Source organism: Paenibacillus sp. FSL L8-0644 (assembly GCF_038008165.1).
GTDB classification, from domain to species: Bacteria; Bacillota; Bacilli; order Paenibacillales; family Paenibacillaceae; genus Paenibacillus; species Paenibacillus polymyxa_D.
In genome coordinates this window covers 127,417-146,197 of sequence record NZ_JBBOYN010000001.1, presented here as the reverse complement: position 1 = coordinate 146,197, position 18,781 = coordinate 127,417, and the positions used below count along the sequence as shown (strand labels likewise).

The 18,781-nt window shown below is 45.8% G+C and carries 21 protein-coding genes and 1 riboswitch; of the genes, 11 read left to right on the top strand and 10 right to left on the bottom strand.

Features of this window, described 5'->3' with window-relative positions:
• Positions 1-138 precede the first annotated feature (138 nt).
• Entirely contained in the window at positions 139-603 is a 465-nt protein-coding gene (locus NSS94_RS00590; RefSeq protein WP_069011486.1) for a transporter, read from the bottom strand.
• 134 nt (positions 604-737) lie between these two features.
• Positions 738-1,787, bottom strand: coding sequence for a hypothetical protein (locus tag NSS94_RS00585; RefSeq protein ID WP_341038288.1), 1,050 nt, complete (start codon positions 1,785-1,787; stop codon positions 738-740).
• A gap of 118 nt (positions 1,788-1,905) precedes the next feature.
• Between NSS94_RS00585 and NSS94_RS00580 the strand changes: the two genes are divergently transcribed.
• Together NSS94_RS00580 and NSS94_RS00575 are read left to right on the top strand one after the other, a co-directional pair.
• Positions 1,906-2,298: a VOC family protein gene (locus NSS94_RS00580; protein WP_341038287.1), complete on the top strand. Its 393-nt coding sequence runs from the start codon at positions 1,906-1,908 to the stop codon at positions 2,296-2,298.
• Between the two features lie 118 nt (positions 2,299-2,416).
• Positions 2,417-3,229 carry a pentapeptide repeat-containing protein gene (locus NSS94_RS00575; RefSeq protein ID WP_069011488.1) on the top strand — a complete coding sequence of 271 codons (813 nt, stop codon included), beginning with the start codon at positions 2,417-2,419 and terminating at the stop codon, positions 3,227-3,229.
• A gap of 225 nt (positions 3,230-3,454) precedes the next feature.
• Here NSS94_RS00575 and NSS94_RS00570 read toward each other — a convergent pair whose 3' ends face one another.
• Together NSS94_RS00570 and NSS94_RS00565 are read right to left on the bottom strand one after the other, a co-directional pair.
• Positions 3,455-3,808: a YunG family protein gene (locus NSS94_RS00570; RefSeq protein ID WP_341038286.1), complete on the bottom strand. Its 354-nt coding sequence runs from the start codon at positions 3,806-3,808 to the stop codon at positions 3,455-3,457.
• Between the two features lie 57 nt (positions 3,809-3,865).
• A complete protein-coding gene (locus NSS94_RS00565) occupies positions 3,866-4,411 on the bottom strand; it encodes a histidine phosphatase family protein (RefSeq protein ID WP_250241640.1) in 546 nt (181 codons plus the stop codon).
• Between the two features lie 141 nt (positions 4,412-4,552).
• On the opposite strand from NSS94_RS00565, the gene NSS94_RS00560 reads away from it, so the two are divergent.
• Positions 4,553-5,299 (top strand): MBL fold metallo-hydrolase, encoded by a 747-nt coding sequence (locus NSS94_RS00560; protein WP_341038285.1) that lies wholly within the window; start codon positions 4,553-4,555, stop codon positions 5,297-5,299.
• Between the two features lie 100 nt (positions 5,300-5,399).
• Here the strand turns inward: NSS94_RS00560 and NSS94_RS00555 are convergent, their stop codons facing one another.
• Positions 5,400-5,906, bottom strand: coding sequence for a PTS sugar transporter subunit IIA (locus NSS94_RS00555; protein ID WP_029514933.1), 507 nt, complete (start codon positions 5,904-5,906; stop codon positions 5,400-5,402).
• 438 nt (positions 5,907-6,344) lie between these two features.
• On the bottom strand, positions 6,345-6,851 hold the full coding sequence (locus tag NSS94_RS00550) for a YwhD family protein (protein ID WP_029514934.1): 507 nt from the start codon (positions 6,849-6,851) through the stop codon (positions 6,345-6,347).
• 124 nt (positions 6,852-6,975) lie between these two features.
• Here NSS94_RS00550 and NSS94_RS00545 point away from each other — a divergent pair, with 124 nt between their 5' ends.
• The 4 genes from NSS94_RS00545 to NSS94_RS00530 all read left to right on the top strand — a co-directional run bounded on the left by NSS94_RS00545 (position 6,976) and on the right by NSS94_RS00530 (position 11,555).
• On the top strand, positions 6,976-8,988 hold the full coding sequence (locus NSS94_RS00545) for a M1 family metallopeptidase (protein WP_341038284.1): 2,013 nt from the start codon (positions 6,976-6,978) through the stop codon (positions 8,986-8,988).
• 11 nt (positions 8,989-8,999) lie between these two features.
• Positions 9,000-9,827, top strand: coding sequence for a hypothetical protein (locus NSS94_RS00540; RefSeq protein ID WP_029514937.1), 828 nt, complete (start codon positions 9,000-9,002; stop codon positions 9,825-9,827).
• Between the two features lie 276 nt (positions 9,828-10,103).
• A riboswitch (cyclic di-AMP (ydaO/yuaA leader) is annotated at positions 10,104-10,240 on the top strand.
• A 5-nt stretch (positions 10,241-10,245) separates the two neighbouring features.
• Positions 10,246-10,746, top strand: coding sequence for a C40 family peptidase (locus tag NSS94_RS00535; RefSeq protein WP_029514939.1), 501 nt, complete (start codon positions 10,246-10,248; stop codon positions 10,744-10,746).
• 302 nt (positions 10,747-11,048) lie between these two features.
• Complete coding sequence (locus NSS94_RS00530; RefSeq protein WP_069011490.1) at positions 11,049-11,555, top strand: GNAT family N-acetyltransferase; 507 nt, start codon at positions 11,049-11,051, stop codon at positions 11,553-11,555.
• Positions 11,556-11,633: 78 nt separating this feature from the next.
• Here the strand turns inward: NSS94_RS00530 and NSS94_RS00525 are convergent, their stop codons facing one another.
• Both NSS94_RS00525 and NSS94_RS00520 read right to left on the bottom strand, forming a co-directional pair.
• A complete protein-coding gene (locus NSS94_RS00525) occupies positions 11,634-11,933 on the bottom strand; it encodes a 4a-hydroxytetrahydrobiopterin dehydratase (RefSeq protein ID WP_007428083.1) in 300 nt (99 codons plus the stop codon).
• Between the two features lie 117 nt (positions 11,934-12,050).
• Complete coding sequence (locus NSS94_RS00520) at positions 12,051-12,344, bottom strand: hypothetical protein (protein ID WP_341038283.1); 294 nt, start codon at positions 12,342-12,344, stop codon at positions 12,051-12,053.
• 187 nt (positions 12,345-12,531) lie between these two features.
• Between NSS94_RS00520 and motA the strand changes: the two genes are divergently transcribed.
• A complete protein-coding gene (motA, locus tag NSS94_RS00515) occupies positions 12,532-13,326 on the top strand; it encodes a flagellar motor stator protein MotA (protein ID WP_029514943.1) in 795 nt (264 codons plus the stop codon).
• A complete protein-coding gene (locus NSS94_RS00510) occupies positions 13,319-14,146 on the top strand; it encodes a flagellar motor protein MotB (protein WP_029514945.1) in 828 nt (275 codons plus the stop codon). The genes motA and NSS94_RS00510 overlap by 8 nt, the downstream gene beginning before the upstream one ends.
• A gap of 134 nt (positions 14,147-14,280) precedes the next feature.
• Here NSS94_RS00510 and rluF read toward each other — a convergent pair whose 3' ends face one another.
• Together rluF and NSS94_RS00500 are read right to left on the bottom strand one after the other, a co-directional pair.
• On the bottom strand, positions 14,281-14,982 hold the full coding sequence (gene rluF, locus NSS94_RS00505) for a 23S rRNA pseudouridine(2604) synthase RluF (protein ID WP_029514947.1): 702 nt from the start codon (positions 14,980-14,982) through the stop codon (positions 14,281-14,283).
• A gap of 51 nt (positions 14,983-15,033) precedes the next feature.
• A complete protein-coding gene (locus NSS94_RS00500) occupies positions 15,034-17,310 on the bottom strand; it encodes a PAS domain S-box protein (protein ID WP_341038282.1) in 2,277 nt (758 codons plus the stop codon).
• 328 nt (positions 17,311-17,638) lie between these two features.
• Here NSS94_RS00500 and tadA point away from each other — a divergent pair, with 328 nt between their 5' ends.
• A complete protein-coding gene (gene tadA / locus NSS94_RS00495; protein ID WP_069011491.1) occupies positions 17,639-18,139 on the top strand; it encodes a tRNA adenosine(34) deaminase TadA in 501 nt (166 codons plus the stop codon).
• A 60-nt stretch (positions 18,140-18,199) separates the two neighbouring features.
• The gene (locus tag NSS94_RS00490; protein ID WP_341038281.1) at positions 18,200-18,766 is read left to right on the top strand and encodes a GNAT family N-acetyltransferase; all 567 of its coding nucleotides are present in this window, start codon (positions 18,200-18,202) and stop codon (positions 18,764-18,766) included.
• Positions 18,767-18,781 lie beyond the last annotated feature (15 nt).

Below are 18,781 nucleotides of genomic sequence, written 5' to 3'. Positions count from 1 at the left end.
AAAGACTGGGGGAACGCGATGAGCGCTCTCTCAGTCTTTTTATTTTCGCATCACTTACCTCATATGCCCATTTACCTCTCTTGCCAGTGCCATCAGCCATCATCCCGTTAAACCCCGCTCTTCCCTAAAGCTGCGCTATTACCAATAACAGCTAAACGACTCAATACGGTTGAGGTCTACACCATAATAAAACCAAAAACGTCCACTCCACCGAAAACCCGCTACCGATGTTCTGCCTACAAAGACAGGGTACAGCCAAAAACGCTCTCCGTTCGTCAGCCATACAAACGTGTTGCGGAACAAACAACCGAAGATGGCTCCAGGGTCAACCGCATACGCCGAAACCAGCGGCTTCGGTGGCGTAAATTGCGGTGGTGGAGAAGTGGGTGCTTGAGCTTGCTGCCCACCTTGCGGACCGAACGGCCCTTGCGGCGGCGGTGAGAACGGCTGTGGCGAAAATGATCCTGGGCCTGGTGGCGGACCTATCGGAGACGGGAACGAATCCTGCATATCAGGAAATTGTGGAATCGAAGGACTTGACGGCGTGAATGGACCCGGAATACCCGGTTGCGTTCCGAAAGGGACTTGTGGCAGTAAAGACATGTGTTTCACTCCTTGTGTCTAGGCTGATGTATCCTATGCGGGACACCAGCCCGCGGACTGGGCGAATCCCCATATCTCCGCCAAACTCCGCTATTTCGTCCTTTTACATCAAAAATTCTTATTTCCTGATACGATTAACTTCCTTTTTGAACATGCTCCAGCTCAATTTCATGTATCATTTTAATCTCGACTCGTTTCCTGAGCTCATCATACTGTTCCAGCAGCCGATGCTTATACCCTAAATTGTCGTTCATCCAGCCTATCATAGAGTCATCCTTATGCTCTGTGGACCAGCTAAATAAATCGCTATAGAGCTGACCAAATGATTCCTCGTTACAGCGAGCGAACCGGATCGGTCGGGCTGTATAACTTAGTTTTAGTTCCAGCATCTCATACAACACTTCCAAACGGTACTCCAAGTCCTGTACACCTGCTTTGGACACATCACAGCTTTTTATATCCTGAATAAGCTCTCTAAAGGTCAACCCTACATGCTGCATAGCAATATAAGACCACACACAGCTTCCCGTAGCTGTTCCATGAGCCTCCCAAAGCGGATTCCACAAAATAGACCGAATCGTATCCCTTTGCTCCTCTCCAAACAAGGCAATTCCAGCAATAATTCCCGCATTACAGTCTACCGAGGCATGTTGCTCTCCCCAATGTACCAATCGTGGAATCATATCTTCAGTAGTACATTTGAAGCTTAGCAGAGGTAAGAATTCATTAAACAAATGCTGATCCAATACTTTTCCCAATTCAGCCGCCAGTTTCTCACGGTACGGTTCGCATGGAAGATGTACGAGCCCCAAACAGGCATCCACAGACATAGCTCCATACGGTCCGTTCACCAAAGCGACAAGATCAGCAGCAGCCTCCACATAACCCAAATAACCTAGCACATACAGCACACCGTCAGGTATATGTTCTGGGGATGTCTGATTTCGAACGTAACGCTCGTACATATCCTGCGCCAAAGTAACATCCCCGCATCTCATGATCGGCTGGAGGAGTAACCCCCTAATATAATGATAGGGATCTTCTACAAAAAGCCCGTATAACTCCCACGCATCCTCCACTGTCCCATATTGAGCAACCACATCCTTATAGGCGGAAATGATGCTGGCGTCCAGCTTCTTGCCTGAGCCGAACATATCCATAAGTCTTGCTGTCGCGTCCATCATCCTGTTTTCTCCTTTCACGTGTGTACGTCTTCATAAAGCAATTCTCTAATGCTGAATATTTCTATTAAAAAAGAGGAAAGATGTTACCATCTACGATCCAGTCTAGGGAGTTGATCTCATGCATGATTCCAATCCAAAAATTACAACATTTTTCATGTTCTCTGGTCAAGCAGAAGAAGCCCTGCAATATTATACCTCTGTCTTTAAGCCGTCTGGTATCATGAGCATTTTCCATCAGGAAGATGGGACCGTGTTACATGCCGTATTCAACCTCAAAGGGCAAACCTTTATGGCTATAGACTATAACCATCAGGACAAACACCCTTTTACCCCAGCTCTATCGCTATTCGTCACTTGTGATTCGGAAGAAGAAATTCATCGTGTGTTTGGTCAGCTATCTCAGGAAGGCCGAGTTCTAATGCCCCTTGAAGCCTCGCCCGTAAGCCAACAATTTGGCTGGGTTGAAGACAAATACGGTGTTTCATGGCAATTAAATTTGGCAAAAGACTAAATTTCTTCTCTAAACGATCCAGCAGACTCTAGAAGTCTATAGAAAAACAATAGACCATGCTCCATCTTTTTTTGGTAATATTATATTTAATAGGTGCCAATAAAAGGATGTGTGTTTATTGTATAGTGCAAATTGTGAACAATGTTTTGGTTTATGCTGTGTAGCCTTGCCTTATGCTAAATCAGCCGATTTTGCTTTTAATAAGGACGGAGGAACCCCTTGTCAAAACCTAAATGCCGATTATCGTTGTAATATTCATAAGAACCTAAGAAATAACGGCTTGCGAGGCTGTACAGTATATGATTGCTTTGGAGCAGGCCAAAAAGTTTCCCAAGTTACATACAACGGAAAAAGCTGGCGAGACGATCCGGCAATAGCTGAGGAAATGTTCAATATATTTCCCATCATGCAACAGCTTCATGAAATGCTTTATTACCTAAATGAAGCCCTTAACTTAAAAGAAACTCATCCCATCTATACAGACTTACAAAAGGCTATGGCGAAAACCGAGCAGCTTACGAATCAAGATCCAAAATCTCTCATAAATCTTCATGTACCCACCCATAGGGCGTTAGTCAATGATTTACTTTTACAAACAAGTGAGTTAGTACGAGAAAAAGTTAAGAAAAACATAGAGCACAACAAATATAGTAAAAAGATCAGGAGTAGAGACCTTATCGGGGCCAATTTGAGAGGCGCTGATCTTAGAGGTACCAACCTGAGAGGAGTTTTACTGATTGCTGCTGATCTGCGAGAGGCTGATCTGAGAATGACAGACTTGATCGGTACGGATTTTAGAGATGCTGATTTAAGTGGGGCTAATCTGGAAGGAAGTATCTTTCTTACACAGGCGCAATTAAATTCGGCTAAGGGCAATTGTAAAACCAAACTGCCCCCTTCTCTAAGCATTCCAAACCATTGGCTGCATTAGCTTTTTTCTAAGCAGTGGTTGTATATTCGAGTCGTGTTAGCGCACGACTCCTTTATTATTCTCACCTCAGTATATAGCTCATTTTATAACGTAAATACAGCTTTTATCTTCAAGAATTTTACTGATTACTCAGTTCTTTAATGTATATTGGGCAACAAAAAGCACCTTCCATTGGATCAGGTTCAAAAATCACGCCTTTATGACTGCATCCAGATTTAAATCCCCTTATTCTTCTTCGTTTAGAAATTCCTTTAATCTCTGACTTAGGGCTGCATACTGCTCTGCATTGGTGTCTGAGAATGCTTCTTCCCGGTTGGAGTGTACATGCTGATACTGTGGAAGGGTTGAAAATTGCGACCTCGTAAAATCTATAATGTCCTCACCAATGCGGTTGTAATAGTGCCAACCACTATCCAGCCATGTTTTCAAAATATCGCCGCCAAACCTGTCCTGAACGACGAGTGCTGTGACACCACATTGCCCAGACGCAGGATTATTTGCGGTCCATTTAGAGCTAGACTCCAAAGACCAAACTCGAAACAACGCCTTTTCTAATTCTAAAAAACGGTTTGCCTTCAACATGCGCCTCCCCTTTCGATTCCATTCTGCACTTATGGTGAACGTGCTTTATTTATTTCAACCCGTATTCCACACTCTGTGAATCTTGGCTTCTGCTTCTTTCAGTTCTAGCAAATACACGTCGGGATTCGAAAGCTTTTTCCAGTCCTCAAACCCAAACTGCGGATCGTAATGTCGAATGAGAAGAGATAGTAAAGCTCCATGAGTTACAATGATAACCGTTTTTTCCGCCCGCTCTATAAGCTCCTGAACAAGCTGGATTCCTCGATCTACTGCTTCACGGGATGATTCCCCTCCCTCCAGCTTCAAGTCCTCGTCCAAATAGGTCTGTTCCAGCACGTCCAGCCAATGATCCAAATGCTCATGGCTAAGTACCCGTTCTTGAAGACGTACATCAGTATACACCTGCAACTGTTTCCGTTCAGCCAAGGGCTGAATGGTTCGCACGGCCCGTTTCCACGGGCTGGACACAATATATTCCACACCTACATTCTCCATAAAATCAACCAACTGCTCAGCTTGTCGGGTACCCTCATCGGTAAGTCGGGCATCTGGTTCCTGTCCTGTTGCTTGGGCATGTCTGACAAAATAAATTCTCTTCACGTCATCACTCCTAACTGTCACACAAATTTAAAATTCTACATATTTACAAATAATTATTTTTATGATATAATATAGGTTTACACATTTAGATTTAATGATACGATTCCTTTGTATTACATCAACTCTTATGGGAGGGATTCGATGCAATTAGACAAGGGAATACACATGCTTCAGGTTTCTGCTAACATTATGGGAAGTATAGAGAGTATTCACCCGACTTTAATGTGGGACGAAGATAACATGATTTTAGTTGATACGGCTTACCCCGGGCAACTCTCACTTTTACATGAGGCTATTCTAGACACCGGATTAGCAATCCAACTTACCTCCATATTAATAACACACCAGGATCTTGACCATATTGGCAGTTTAGCAGATATAATCCGAGCCTCTTCATCCCCAGTTCAAGTATTAGCCAGTTCTATCGAAAAGCCTTATATACAGGGAGAAAAACAGCTTATAAAGCTGACTCCAGAAGCAATAGATCAAGCTGTAAGCGCCATGCCCGAATCCGTTCCGGTAGAGTGGAGACACGCATTCCGGCGTACACTTGAAAATCCCCCAAAGGCTATTGTAAACTCCACCATCGTTGCCGGAGAGGAACTGCCCTTCTGTGGGGGGATCGTAGTTATAGATACTGCTGGACATACACCAGGACACTTAAGTTTCTATCATAAATCCAGTCAAACCCTGATTGCAGGAGATGCTCTACGCGTAGTAAGCGGCAAATTATTGGCTCCAGACCCGCAATACTGCTGTGATTTCAATATGGCCAAAGAATCTCTTAAAAACCTGCTGCCATATGATATTAAAAAAGTGGTCTGCTTTCATGGAGGGCTGTACGAAGGCAATTGTAATCAGCGGATATCTGAAATATATGAATCCTAACCTTTGATTTACATGGTCGTACCCACCCCTTGACTGGTCAGTGAATCATCTAAAGAAAAGACTAACCAGGAATTCCTGGTTAGTCTTTTTTGAATGAGAACTAGGCTTTTAAGTGAACTCTTAATACAGGTACTTCTGGAGAGGCAGATGTACCTTCCAGGATTTCCACATGGCTAATCATCTCTTGCCCATCTGGAACGATTACCGGCGTAATTACAGGCAATCCACCCTGTTGAATCGCATCCAGGTCAAACTCCATCAATAATTGCCCAGCTTTAATGCTATCTCCTACTTGGACATGAGGATTAAACCCTTGTCCTTTGAGAGAGACGGTATTAATCCCGACATGTATCAAAACTTGTACGCCGGATTCATGTTCAATAATCAGAGCATGCTTACTTTTCTCCATGACATGGGCAACTTTTCCCGCGAAAGGAGCGGTGACCCTACCCTCAGACGGATGAATAGCGATGCCATCCCCCATAGCTTTCGTAGAGAACGCAGGATCTGGAACCTCCTCCAGGGAAACCACTTTTCCTTTGATTGGTGCTATCATTTCGAATTCTTCAATACGAGGAGCCGCCTTCTTTTTCAACCATTTAAACATAACGATGCCACCTTATTTAGAGATTACATTCATAAACAGTAAATAGGACTTAACTACATCTTTCAAGGAACCGGTTCCACAAAATGAATAGAAAGAAGAGTGGAAGCGATTTCTATCTGAATTATAGTGAATGCCTTTCCAGGATGTCAAGGAGCTATCAGTTCATAACTACATATCTGTTACAATAATTTTCATGTAACTTGGAGGTGCTCTAACAAATTGCGGATTTAAGTGTTTTATCTCTTAAAAACAGATTTTTTATAGTATACTTTTCCAGCAATTTCTTTGATGATCATGTTTGGCATGTTCATTCAGCATTGCTTACCTACATGAAAAAGAAGTAGACCGCCCCCAACCAAGGTATCGGTCTACTTCTGAACCTTACTGCCGACTGCTCTTTAAGCAGTTGTGTACACTGGAATCGTGTTAACGCTTGGCCTACCCTTCCAGCGCCTGCTTCAATTCCTCAGGCGAAGCGTCCCACCATTCCTCGTTATGCGAAATGAGCAGGCTTTTGAGCGCTGCCTTATCTTCGCTGCCGAGATCCTCCAGCATGAAACGACGCTTGAGCGCGTAATCCATACGGTTGACGTGATCGGCGAGGATTTTCCAGCCGCGTTTGGCCTCGTCGTCAATCAGCATCTCGCAGGCGGTGGCGCCGCCGTACATACGTCCTTCGGCTGTACGGTCCACAGCTACCCATACGAGCCATACCTGGCGTCCGTTCGGTACGTCCTCTTTATTCGTAGAGAACTTGATACCACGTTCTACTTTACTTTTGGCATGCATGGCACCGATATCAATTTTCGCCTCTCCTCGGTCAATGATGACCGGTGACATGCTGTTCAGGTCAATTGAGCCTGCGCCGAAACCCTTATGTTTACTCTTGCCACTGACAATGTTCAGTGCAATCTGTTTTTTGCCGTCCGGCTGATTTTCACTCATGCGTCACTAGACCTCCATTTTCCGTCTTCACACTCATTCTACACTATAAATATTTTAACTAATAATCTCCTGAAAGCAAACATATACATGCTGTAGATGCTTGTCAACGGGAGGTATCCATTGTATGACCCCAGCACGCACTAAAATCGTTTTATTGTCTACACTAGCCCTCGGTCTCCTCGCAGGGACGTTATGGTTTGCCTGGCAGCCCCAATCGCAATCCGACCCGCAGTCCATAGGCCAACCACTATACGGCTCCCTGTCTGAGTCTGCGCTTGCCCCAAATGTGGGCAAGCCTCTAGGGGCAAACATCCTGCCTGACCTGCCCAAGAACCCTCCACAACCCGCTACAGAAATCCTCAGCAAACGGGTGGTAGAGTACCACATTGATGTATCTCTGGAAAAGGGACAGGTTTTGCGAGGCACTGAGACACTGACCTGGAAACATCCGGGCAAGAAAACCGTGAATGATCTGTATCTTCATCTATACCCGAACGCCTTCTCTTCCATGGAAACCACCTTTATGAAGGAATCCGGTGGAAAGCTGCGCGGAGACACCATGCCCAAAGACGGCTTTGGCTCTATGACGCTGACTGAACTAAAAACAGAAGACGGTTTATCCCTCATGCATCGCATCCAATATGTGCAGCCAGATGACGGTAACGCAGGCGACCGTTCGCTCATGAAGGTGCGTCTACCCAAGCCAGTACGAGGTGGAGAAGAAATCACATTATATATGAAGTTTGAGGTAAAACTGCCTGCCATCTTTGCTCGTATGGGTGGGACAGATGATTTTGTAATGGCAGGACAGTGGTTCCCGAAGCTCAGTGTCTACGAGACTGCAGGGCAGCGTGGACGCGCCGAGGAGGGCTGGAACCTCCACCAGTATCATGGTAACTCCGAGTTTTATGCCGATTTTGGAATTTACAGCGTACGGATTCGGGTGCCTGAAACTCATATCGTAGCAGCGACCGGATTTCCCACCCGTGGTGCCGTCCGACAGAACGGACAAAAAATATATCAATTTTATGCCGATGATGTACACGATTTTGCCTGGTCCGCTTCACCCAACTTTGTAGCCGTAGAAGAACCCTTTTCTTCTGCTGAAGTCCCTGGTGTCAAAATCAAGCTCTACCTTGACCCATCGCACAAGGAGCTCAAAGGACGCTATATGAGCGCAGCGAAGGCCGCTCTTTTGTACTACAGCAAATGGTACGGGCCTTATCCATATTCCACCCTGTCCATCGTGGTTCCACCTAAATCAGGCAATGGAGCTGGCGGCATGGAGTATCCGACACTCATCACGGCCGCTGCTGCGGGTAATCTCAATCCTGGCTATAGTCTGGAACGGACATTAGTTCATGAGATTGGACATCAATATTTCTATGGAATGGTAGCCAATAATGAATTTGAGGAGCCGTGGCTGGATGAAGGCTTCACCTCCTATGCAGAGGAGCGACTTATGGAGCAAGAATATGGGCTTACCCCCAACTTGCCATTACAATCGGGACAGGTATCCTCCCCACAGCCGCTAAACCGTGAGTCATGGAAGTACGGCTCGGCTGCTGAGTACGCGCAAAATGCCTACTCTCGAGGTAAGCTGGTACTACGGGGCATTGAACGTCAGGTGGGTATGAAAAAAATGGATCGCATTATGCGGACCTACGTCCAGACGTACCGATTTAAGCATCCGTCCTCACAGGATTTTCAACGTATCGTGGAGAGAGTCACCGGACGCTCATGGAGCCACTATTTTGAACAGTATGTATATGACGGCCAGATGGCGGACTTTTCAGTGGATCACATCACAAACCACAAGCAGGAGAATGGATATGAAGCAGTCGTGACGGTCAGCAAAAAAGGGGCGGATTATCCCAAGATCCCTGTCCAATTTACCTTCAAGGATGGAACCACGAAATTCAAGGCTTGGGACGGTGCGGGCAAAAGCACAACTTTTCGGATCAAAAGTACTTCTCCCGTTTCCTATGTAACCCTTGATCCCCTATATACCATTGCACTGGAGAACAAGCATATTAACAATACCCTAAAAGCCGAATTGGACGAAAAGCAACAAACCCGTTGGAGTATAAGTGTAACCAAGCTGTTGGAGACACTGCTTGGAAGTCTGTCATGGTGAGGTGTCTATAGATGCGGACTGTTATAAAAGAGGGCTGGGCGCTGGTGCGCATACGATTTTATATCGTTATCATTTTGTTTCTGTATCGATTACTGTGGGGGGTGTTTCTCTATCGGCTGGTACAATCTGCCGTTATCCCGCTACTGCTCCGTTATCCTGATCAGGGTCAAAACGAGCTGGGACAGACCTTGTTTTGGATGGAGAGCCAGATTGCTCTGATGGACAGCCGGGAAGTACATGTGTATTTGTGGATACTACTAGGGGCGACTGTACTACGCATACTGATCACTCCCTTCATTAGAGCCGGAATATATCAAAGCCTGCATACCGATGCGACTGAGCCGCAAAGCCTGTCCTTTTTCAAAGGTATGAAACGCCATGGCATGTCGTCGCTGTTGTATTACATCATCGAGTTGGGACTGCTGCTGATTCCCGCCTTTTGGGTAGTACCGAGACTCTACCCTATTGTAGCAGGTACGCTTCAATCTCCCTCTTACCTGCTGCACTTGTTGCCCTATGCCATGGGATGGATGGCATACGGATGGTTCATTCGGCAGTGCATCCTGTATATGCAACTAGGCACTGTCGGTGGTCACGCCATACTATCGTCCCTGCTCGCCTTCTTTCGCCAGCTTCTCCCAGCTGTCGGTATATCCCTTTTGCTCGGTGCTTGTGTGCTGCTGGTCTTCGGTCTATTTGGCACCGTGGCGATGATTTGGACTGGCATGCTCGCGCTCATTCTCCAACAATCGTATCATTTTGTTACTAGTCTGGTCAGGCTATGGCATATCAGTTCGCAGTACAGACTATGGCATACCGATATCTCCAGTAGAAGCTAAGCCCTTCCTTTATGTTAATCACTTCATTTCCGTCTGTCGAAAAAACTTTATGCATAACCGCGCAAACGGCACATAACTGAATACTGTTAACAAGATCTGTTCCTGGGACATTAGGAGCAGATTTTTTTTGTAACTTTTTGCAATGAAACATTTGCCAAAGCCAGCCGACTTTGTTACAATAATCGCAGTGAACTGATAGTAACAACTTTGTAATCTTTATTGTAACCTTTATCTCAAAAATATCGTTATTGTGAATACTGCTCTCCAAGGTGCACATCTTAAGTAAAGCCTAATTCCTGGCACCTAGGAAGCGGGGGAACCAGTTTGGGTGAATTGATCTCGCAACAGAGTGGTCATAGGGGACCTTCTACCGAATCCTTAAGCTAACCTCGCAGGCATTGGAAGGGGTATATTTTTTTTGAAGAAGAAGCTAACGATCGCAGCTATGAGTCTTGCCATTGCCTTTACATCTTTTACATTCGGTGGCGGCAGTGCATTTGCAGACTCCAAGATGGACCAGGTCATCCAAGATGCCAAAGGAACGAACTACAGAAGCGGAGGCACTACACTCGAGGGATTCGATTGCTCCGGCTTCACAATGTATGTATTCAACAAACTGGGAATTAAACTTCCGCATCAATCTGGATCACAATTCAAAATGGGATCTTCTGTATCCCGCGATGAAATGAGGCCTGGGGACCTGGTGTTCTTCAACACCACAGGAAGAGGCATTTCCCATGTAGGTATCTTCGTAGGTGAAGGGAAATTTGCCCACTCCTCGACTTCACGTGGTGTAGTAGTTAGCTCACTGAACGAAAATTATTACGCTAACCGCTATGTCGGTGCAAAAAGAATTATGAGCACAGACGCTTACCATTCTGTAGCTTCAGATATTCCTGATGACGACAACGTAGAATAACTAACGCACAGCAAGCTAACTCTAGCCGCAATTTGATTCTGCCGGAATCGAATTGCGGCTTTTTATGTCCACAACATCAGCAATGATTATCTTTACTGACGAACTGACACCTCAAAAGGTTTCAATTTTAGCGAACATCGTCGGTTTTACCGTCACCGCTGGGGGAGCATATGAGCAGTAATTCCTTCTTATTGAATGTATACCCGTCTTGGGTATAAAATAAACACGCTTGCTATTCCCCTGCAACTTGTCTACAATCTGTTGTTAATGATTGAAGCACCTGTAAAAGGAGGATGGAACACATGCCGGCCTCAATATCCAACTATCGGATCGTACCCATGGACGAGCATCAAGCGGCTGCAATCTGTGAGTGGCGCTATGATCCACCTTATAACATATACGGTTGGCTCCCCTGGGAACAAATGAAGGCGCTTGAGGTCGAATTTGGAAGTCCCACGCTTCGCCAAGAGCAATATGTTGCCGTACTGGATGAAGAGAACAAGCTGATGGGATTTGCTCAATATTTTCCTATGATCGGTGTGACCCGGCTAGGTCTTGGCATGCATCCTGAAAGATGCGGACATGGCAAAGGCTCTGATTTTGTCCGTGCCATTGCAGAGGAAGCCCAACGACGCAACCCGAAGAATGAAATTGATCTAGAGGTGCTTACTTGGAATGGGCGCGCTATCCGGGCCTACAAGGCGGCTGGATTTGAGCTTACAGATACCTATGAACGCCAGACCCCCGACGGCAAGAAACCATTTTATTGTATGGTATATCGTCCCGAGCACCCAACCCAGATTCTATGATAAAAGCGCCTTCGGCATACAACCACGATGTTGTATAGCGAAGGCGCTTTTATCATCATACGACAGATCATTACAAGCTCAATGACTGCTACGCATTTTTTCAAAAGCTTCATTATATTGTTGGGCTTCCTTAATATCCACGGCCATAATACCGCCATCGTCCCAAGAGGTCAAACGCAGAGTCACGGTCTTGTAATCAATCGTAATAAATGGATGATGATTGAATGCTTCAGATATAGCGGCAACTTCATCCACGAATGCAATCCCTTTCATAAAACTGGAAAAATTATATTTCCGAACGATCCAACGTCCTTCCTCCAGCTCCCAGCCCTCCAGTTTCTCCAGATGTGCTTCAATCTCTTCTTGTGTAAAAGGCATGTTACGAACTCCTCCCCGTTTATACGGAAGCCTTTCGACCGCTTAAATACGGCCAAAACTACGATATATTGGTGTACATATTACCACGGCCCCGTTGATAAATCCATAAGACGGACCTCAAATCAAAGGGACTGACGTCAGCTCCTCGTCCCCAATCAGTACATAGATACGATGCTGCTCCGGCTCATAGATCACAACGCCACTCCCTACTGTGATTGTGGGCTCTGTACCCAGTGCATAAAATAAGTCTTCTGCCAAAGCTTCATTGACTTCCTGACGTCCCGCCGGGTCCAGCCTGTCCCAATCTTCTGCTTCCATCTCAAAAAACTCATAGCTATCTGGGATGCGTCCCACAGCGTCTGTCAAATCGTTCAAAATTTGTTCATACTCACGTCCATGCTTTACTCCCATGCCATTTCCTCCAATGGTTCCGCCATTCAATACATAATCACCTTATTATACCGGAAATTCGCACTTAACAAAAAAGAGAGTTTTGTCGATAAATACTATAATCCGTCTTGTAATGACGCGCTTGGGGCAAGGACGACCCCGGCGGCATGAAAGGATTCAAAATCTATTCTCATGGATGAGGTGTATCATGCAAATTTCAACCATTATTGGACTTGTGCTCGGGATTTTGTCACTGGTCGTCGGGATGATCTTAAAAGGCGCTCCGGTCGTCAATCTGGTCAATAATCCCGCTGCTTACATGATTATTTTCGTCGGAACGGCAGCGAGTATATTTATGGCCTTCCCGATGGCAGAAATCAAACGGATTCCGAAGCTGTTCAAGGTTATTTTCACCGAACAAAAACTGTTAGACCGCAAAGAGCTCATCGGTACGTTTACCGAGTGGGCATCCATTACCCGTCGTGAAGGTCTGCTCGCCTTGGAATCCAAGGTAGAGGAAATCGACGATCCCTTTATGCGTGGCGGCATGCGAATGATTATTGACGGCAATGATCAGGAATTCGTACGGGACGTTCTAATGGAGGATATCAATGCCACCGAGGATCGACATCGCTCTGGCGCGCTGATCTTCTCCCAAGCCGGTATGTACGCTCCAACGCTCGGGGTACTCGGTGCGGTTGTAGGTCTGATCGCCGCTCTGGCCGACCTTAGTGACATGGAAAAGCTCTCTCATGCCATTGCAGCAGCCTTCATTGCGACGTTGCTCGGTATTTTTACAGGTTATGTCCTGTGGCATCCGATGTCCAACAAGCTCAAACGGTTATCCAAAAAAGAAGTCGAGCTTAAATTAATGATGGTCGAAGGTCTGCTTTCCATTCAATCGGGGATATCTACGATTGCCATCAGTCAGAAACTGACGATCTTCCTGACTCCGACCGAACGGGCTACGATGACCCAGAAGGATGGCGATTCCAGTGAGTAAAAAGAGACATGAACCGCACGAAGAGCATGCTGACGAAAGCTGGCTGTTGCCATATTCCGACTTAATGACCCTTCTGTTGGCTCTTTTCATTGTCTTATTCGGTATGAGCTCGCTCGACGCCAAAAAATTTGAAACTATGGCTCAATCCCTGAGTGCAGCTTTTAATGGCGGCACTGGCGTGCTGGATCACTCAGCCGCGAATCCGTCGTCACAATCCATGGATATGGGCAAAAATAAAGAACAAGTGTCACAACCCGTAAAATCGAAAGCTACTTCTACCTCTGAACTGCAAAAACAGCTGGCCCAACGGGAAGAAGAAGATTTAAAAAAGCTTAAAAAACAGATGGATCAATACATTCAAAATAACGGCCTGACCCCGTTGCTGAATACCAAGCTAAACCAATCGCAACTAATGATCACCATTAGTGATAATGCCTTGTTTTCATCCGGGCAGGCCGAAGTAAAGCCGGAAGCAAGAAAGCTGGCCAAGTCCATTTCTAGTATGCTCCAGCAGTTCCCTGGCTATGATGTTATCGTATCGGGTCACACGGATAATGTACCGATCTCCAACAGCCAGTTCCCGTCCAATTTTGATTTGAGCGCCAAGCGCTCTCTGAATTTCTTGCGTATCTTGTTGCTCAATCCAGATCTCGACCCAACCAAGTTTGTATCCATCGGTTATGGCCAGTATCGTCCATTGGCAAGCAATCAAGATGGTCAAGGACGCTCTAAAAACCGTCGTGTTGAAATATCTGTTCTCCGCAAATATCAGAACGGGACACAAGTCATCAGTCCTACCTCAAGCTCGAGTGAAGGTTGATTATGCATATGTTATATGAACAAAGGCACCGCCGCATTTTGATGCAGCTGGTGCCTCTTTGTTTAGTGCTTCCTGTACTTCGCCCTTTCAGATACGACGATCATACGCTCTAGGCTATACGAGCCCCTCTGGCATTAGCTAAGCGTATAATCGAGCATCTGACCAAGCTCCAGCTTCTCAGCCTCTGTCAGATCACGCCAGGCACCTTTCTGAAGAGACCCCAACCGAATATTCATGATTCGCAGCCTTTGCAGTTTTTTAACTTCATAACCGAAGGCTGCACACATACGCCGGATCTGACGATTTTTCCCTTCAGTCAGGATAATACGGAATACATACTCAGATACACGCGTCACCTCACAAGGTAGCGTCCGCTGACCGAGTATTTTCACTCCGCTAGACATGCCCTGCACAAAAGACGGTACGACAGGGCGGTCCACTGTTACAATATATTCTTTCTCATGCTTGCCTTCTGCCCGTAGAATCTTATTCACAATGTCTCCATCGTTGGTAAGTAAAATGAGACCTTCCGAATCCTTATCCAGGCGTCCAATCGGGAATATCCGCTGCGGGTGCCCCACAAAATCAACAACATTGCCTCTAATGTGGCTCTCCGTTGTACTTGTAATGCCCACCGGCTTGTTCAATGCAATATAGACGTGATCAGACTTATCGCGCAGTGGCTTGCCGTTCACGCGAACATCATCGCCTTCTTCCGCTTGACTACCCAGCACAGCCACTTCGCCGTTAATCGTCACGCGACCGCTCTCTACCAGCTTGTCTGCCTCCCGGCGCGAGCAAAAACCGGTTTCGCTGATAAACTTGTTAATGCGCAACCTGTGTACCCTCCATTTCTACTAACACACTTCCTCCTGCGCCCCAGCTCGTTACTCCGGCTTGGCAATCGGAAGCTGCACCAGGGCAGTCGTTCCCTCTCCCTCTGTGCTTTCAATATCCAGTGTGCCTTTATGACTCTGTATAATACGCTGGCTGACCATAAGTCCTAGTCCTGTACCTGTTTCTTTGTTTGTGAAAAAAGGTTCTCCCAACTTGGACAGCATTTCTGCGGGAATACCCGCTCCCTGGTCCCGTATGAAGATTTTAACGTTTTCTCCCTCCAAGAACAAATGAATCGTGATGATGCCACCTTTACTCATAGCCTCCATGCTATTTTTAAGTAAATTAATGAATACTTGCTTTAACTGATTTTCTTCAGCGTATACCAGGGCAGGCTCGTCCGTAACCTGAAGGTTGAATACAATGCCCAGCAGATGCGCCTGACTATCTAGTAAAGAAATCACGTCGCTCACAATATAACGAACATCTTTTTTCTGAAAATGCACTGCCTGTGGCTTCGCCAGTATTAAAAACTCGCTAACGATCAAATTAATGCGATCCAGCTCAGACATCATAATATCGTTGTGTTTCATATTCAACACTTGATTTTGCTGCTGTAGTTGGAGAAAGCCACGTAGCGTGGTTAGCGGATTACGAATCTCATGCGCTACGCCTGCAGCTAGTTGTCCGACGGTTGTCAGTTTCTCTGATCTGCGCAACAACTCCTCCATCCGGTTGCGACTCGTGATATCACGCGACACGCAGATAAACCCCAAAATCTGGCCTTCTTCATCCAGAATAGGCGATGTGCTCATACTAATCTCTACTGTACTTCCATCCTTCCGCATTCTAAGGGACTCACTTGATACGATGCTCTCTCCCTGAAGCAGGCTCTTCTTCTGAAATTCATATTCCTCCTGTTGCTGTGGAGGTACAAATTCCAACTTACGACCAACCAATTCTTTCTTGGTCCAGCCGTACAAAGCTTCAAAGGCATGATTGACCCGAACGACGCGATCCTCCTCGTCGGTTACATGAATCGCATCTGCTGTCTGATTAATAACCGATTCTAGATGTTCCTTTACAGAACGGTTCTCTTCATACATCTGCTCGAGTCTTCTCGTGTACATCCCTAGGTTGTAGGCCATCGCATTGATGCGCTCACCCAACTGTGCAAGCTCATGACCACCTTTTATTTCTAGCCGTGTATCAAAATGACCGTCAGCCATCTCATTCACTTTCCCCAGAATCGACTGAATTGGGCGGACAAACAGACTTGCCAGCACATAGCTTCCAATGATCACAACCTCTAAAAGGACAATGGAAATGGCAATTAAACTTATCAATTGCTTGGAAATAACAGAAGTGATCGTATCATAATTCATAACAATACGGATAACATAGGCATCACGATTAGCCGGATAAAAAGGTATGTAACTGACGAGAACCCGCTCACCTTTAATATAGCAGTCTTGTACAATACTCTCCCCCGAGAGGATAGCTCTGGACACGGCCAAACGATCTTCCTGCACCCTTGTTAGTTGATACGTGCCGAATTGGATCGGTTTGTTGTACATGTAATAGTATTTCGAATCGTTTCCGTTCTTGTCCATCGAAGCGCCACCAAAGGTTGCAGGGTTAATTCCTGTAATCTCCATGATGCGATAATCCACTTGTTGAGTTTGCTTTACGATCTCATCGGGGCTCAGGATGGTTATGAAATTTTGTACTGAAGTATCCTGAAAGGAAATTCGAATTAAGTAGTTACGTTTTTGATCATAATAAAATCCCCATTTGTTAATATCTGAGGAGTCTGAACCGGTGTAGTCAAATGACCCCGTCCAAAAATGATCCAGTTTCTGACCTTGCACCATTGCAGCCTGTCCGTGCTCATATAATTGGTCAACTGCATTTTTCCAATATCCTGTCAATGGATCGGATGGCGTTACTTCTTTAGGATCCGAGGATCTAACAACCTTATACCCCTGCCCGTCTCGAATCATCAAGGAAATATTAGTATCTCTGTGGAGTGAGGCCACCTTTTGAAGCTGTTCCTGCTGAATATTTCGAATGTCAGGATCGAGCTGATTGGCAGCCAACGTGGCAGAAAGCCACAGATTATATCCGAGCTGTTTGTCAACGGCCTCCCAGCTATGTTGGGTTTGTTCGATAGCTCCTCCGATAATTTTAGCCGTCAGAACCATTTTAGTTTCACTGTCACTTCTTAGGTTTTCGTGGGTCGTGTAATAATTAAGTGCGATGTTTAATAAAAGGATAAACAGGACGGACCCCGACAAAATGATCGTTATTCTGATTTTTATCGACACACTGATTTCTCACCTCTTGCCGCATGCTGGCGATTACTGGGAATTGCTAACTCAATGATACCGTAATAGCGCCTGTGATACCAGCATTTACATTTACCGGATATACATAAATACACACCTTGTGTACAGTATTGTCAATAGACGAGGATTTGCCTACAATATAAAAGATAATCATCCACAGGTAGTCCACAAATACACAGATTTTATTATAAACTGTGGATAAACCTGTGGACAAGTACCTTGTTATCCACAATTTTATTCACATCATGTTAACAACGGAATATTTGTTCGTTGGATAATTCCGCGTTTTGAAAGGAGCATTTTCCCAGTGACCACCATGGATCACGCCTATTGGATGAAAGAAGCCATTCAGGAAGCGTATAAGGCAGAAACGTTAGGTGAAGTCCCTATCGGGGCTGTCATCGTAAAAGATAATGAAATCATCGGTCGCGGCTACAATTTGCGCGAGACGGATGCTGACCCAACCGCACATGCAGAGATGGTCGCCATTCGTCAGGCCAGTGAGCACTTAGGTGCCTGGCGCCTGCTGGATTGTAGGCTGTATGTCACTCTGGAGCCGTGTCCAATGTGCGCCGGAGCCATTGTGCAATCACGGGTTCCCCATTTGATATACGGCACTACAGATCCCAAGGCAGGCTGCGCAGGCACGCTGATGAATTTATTACAGGAGCCTCGGTTCAATCATTGTACAGAAGTAACTAGTGGTGTACTGCAGGAGGAATGTGCATCGCTGCTAACGAGCTTCTTTCGGCATCTCCGGCAAAAAAGAGCGGCAGCCAAATTGTCTCCTCCCCCGTCTTCATTCTGAGGAGACACAGTCCAAAATACCTCATCTCATTGCTAATTCCCCATGGAAGGAGATCACCCCATGCCTATGAGCTTGTATAATACGCCTCAAGGTATCTTTTTACGGCCATTTAGCTTGGCGGATAGCGAATCCCTTCTCGCCCTTAGGCACCGAAATAGGGATTCCCATGCGCCTTATGAGCCGCTTTACGAGGATTCATTTTTCACATTAGAGAAACAACAGGACTACATCCGTCAGAAATTGCGGCAAGCCGAAGAAGATCGAGGTTACGTATTCGGTATCTTTCTCTTAAAGGAAGAACGGCTCATCGGTTATATCTCCATTTCCAATCTAGTACGTGGAGTTGGACAATTCGCTGATATCGGCTACATGATGGATCATCATGAACAGGGTAAAGGGCATATGACCGCTGCCTTAAAGTTAATCATACAATATGCCTTTCGTGCCTTATCTCTACATCGTCTCCAAGCGGGTACTCTTTTGCATAATGATCGCTCACAACGTGTATTAGAAAAATGTGGCTTTCGGCCAGAAGGCATTGCTCGCAAGCTTGTACAGATTCAGGGCACATGGCAGGATCACCAGATGTTTGGACTTTTAGCCGAGGATGACGTGTGGCAGAGCTAAATGACTGTACAGGGA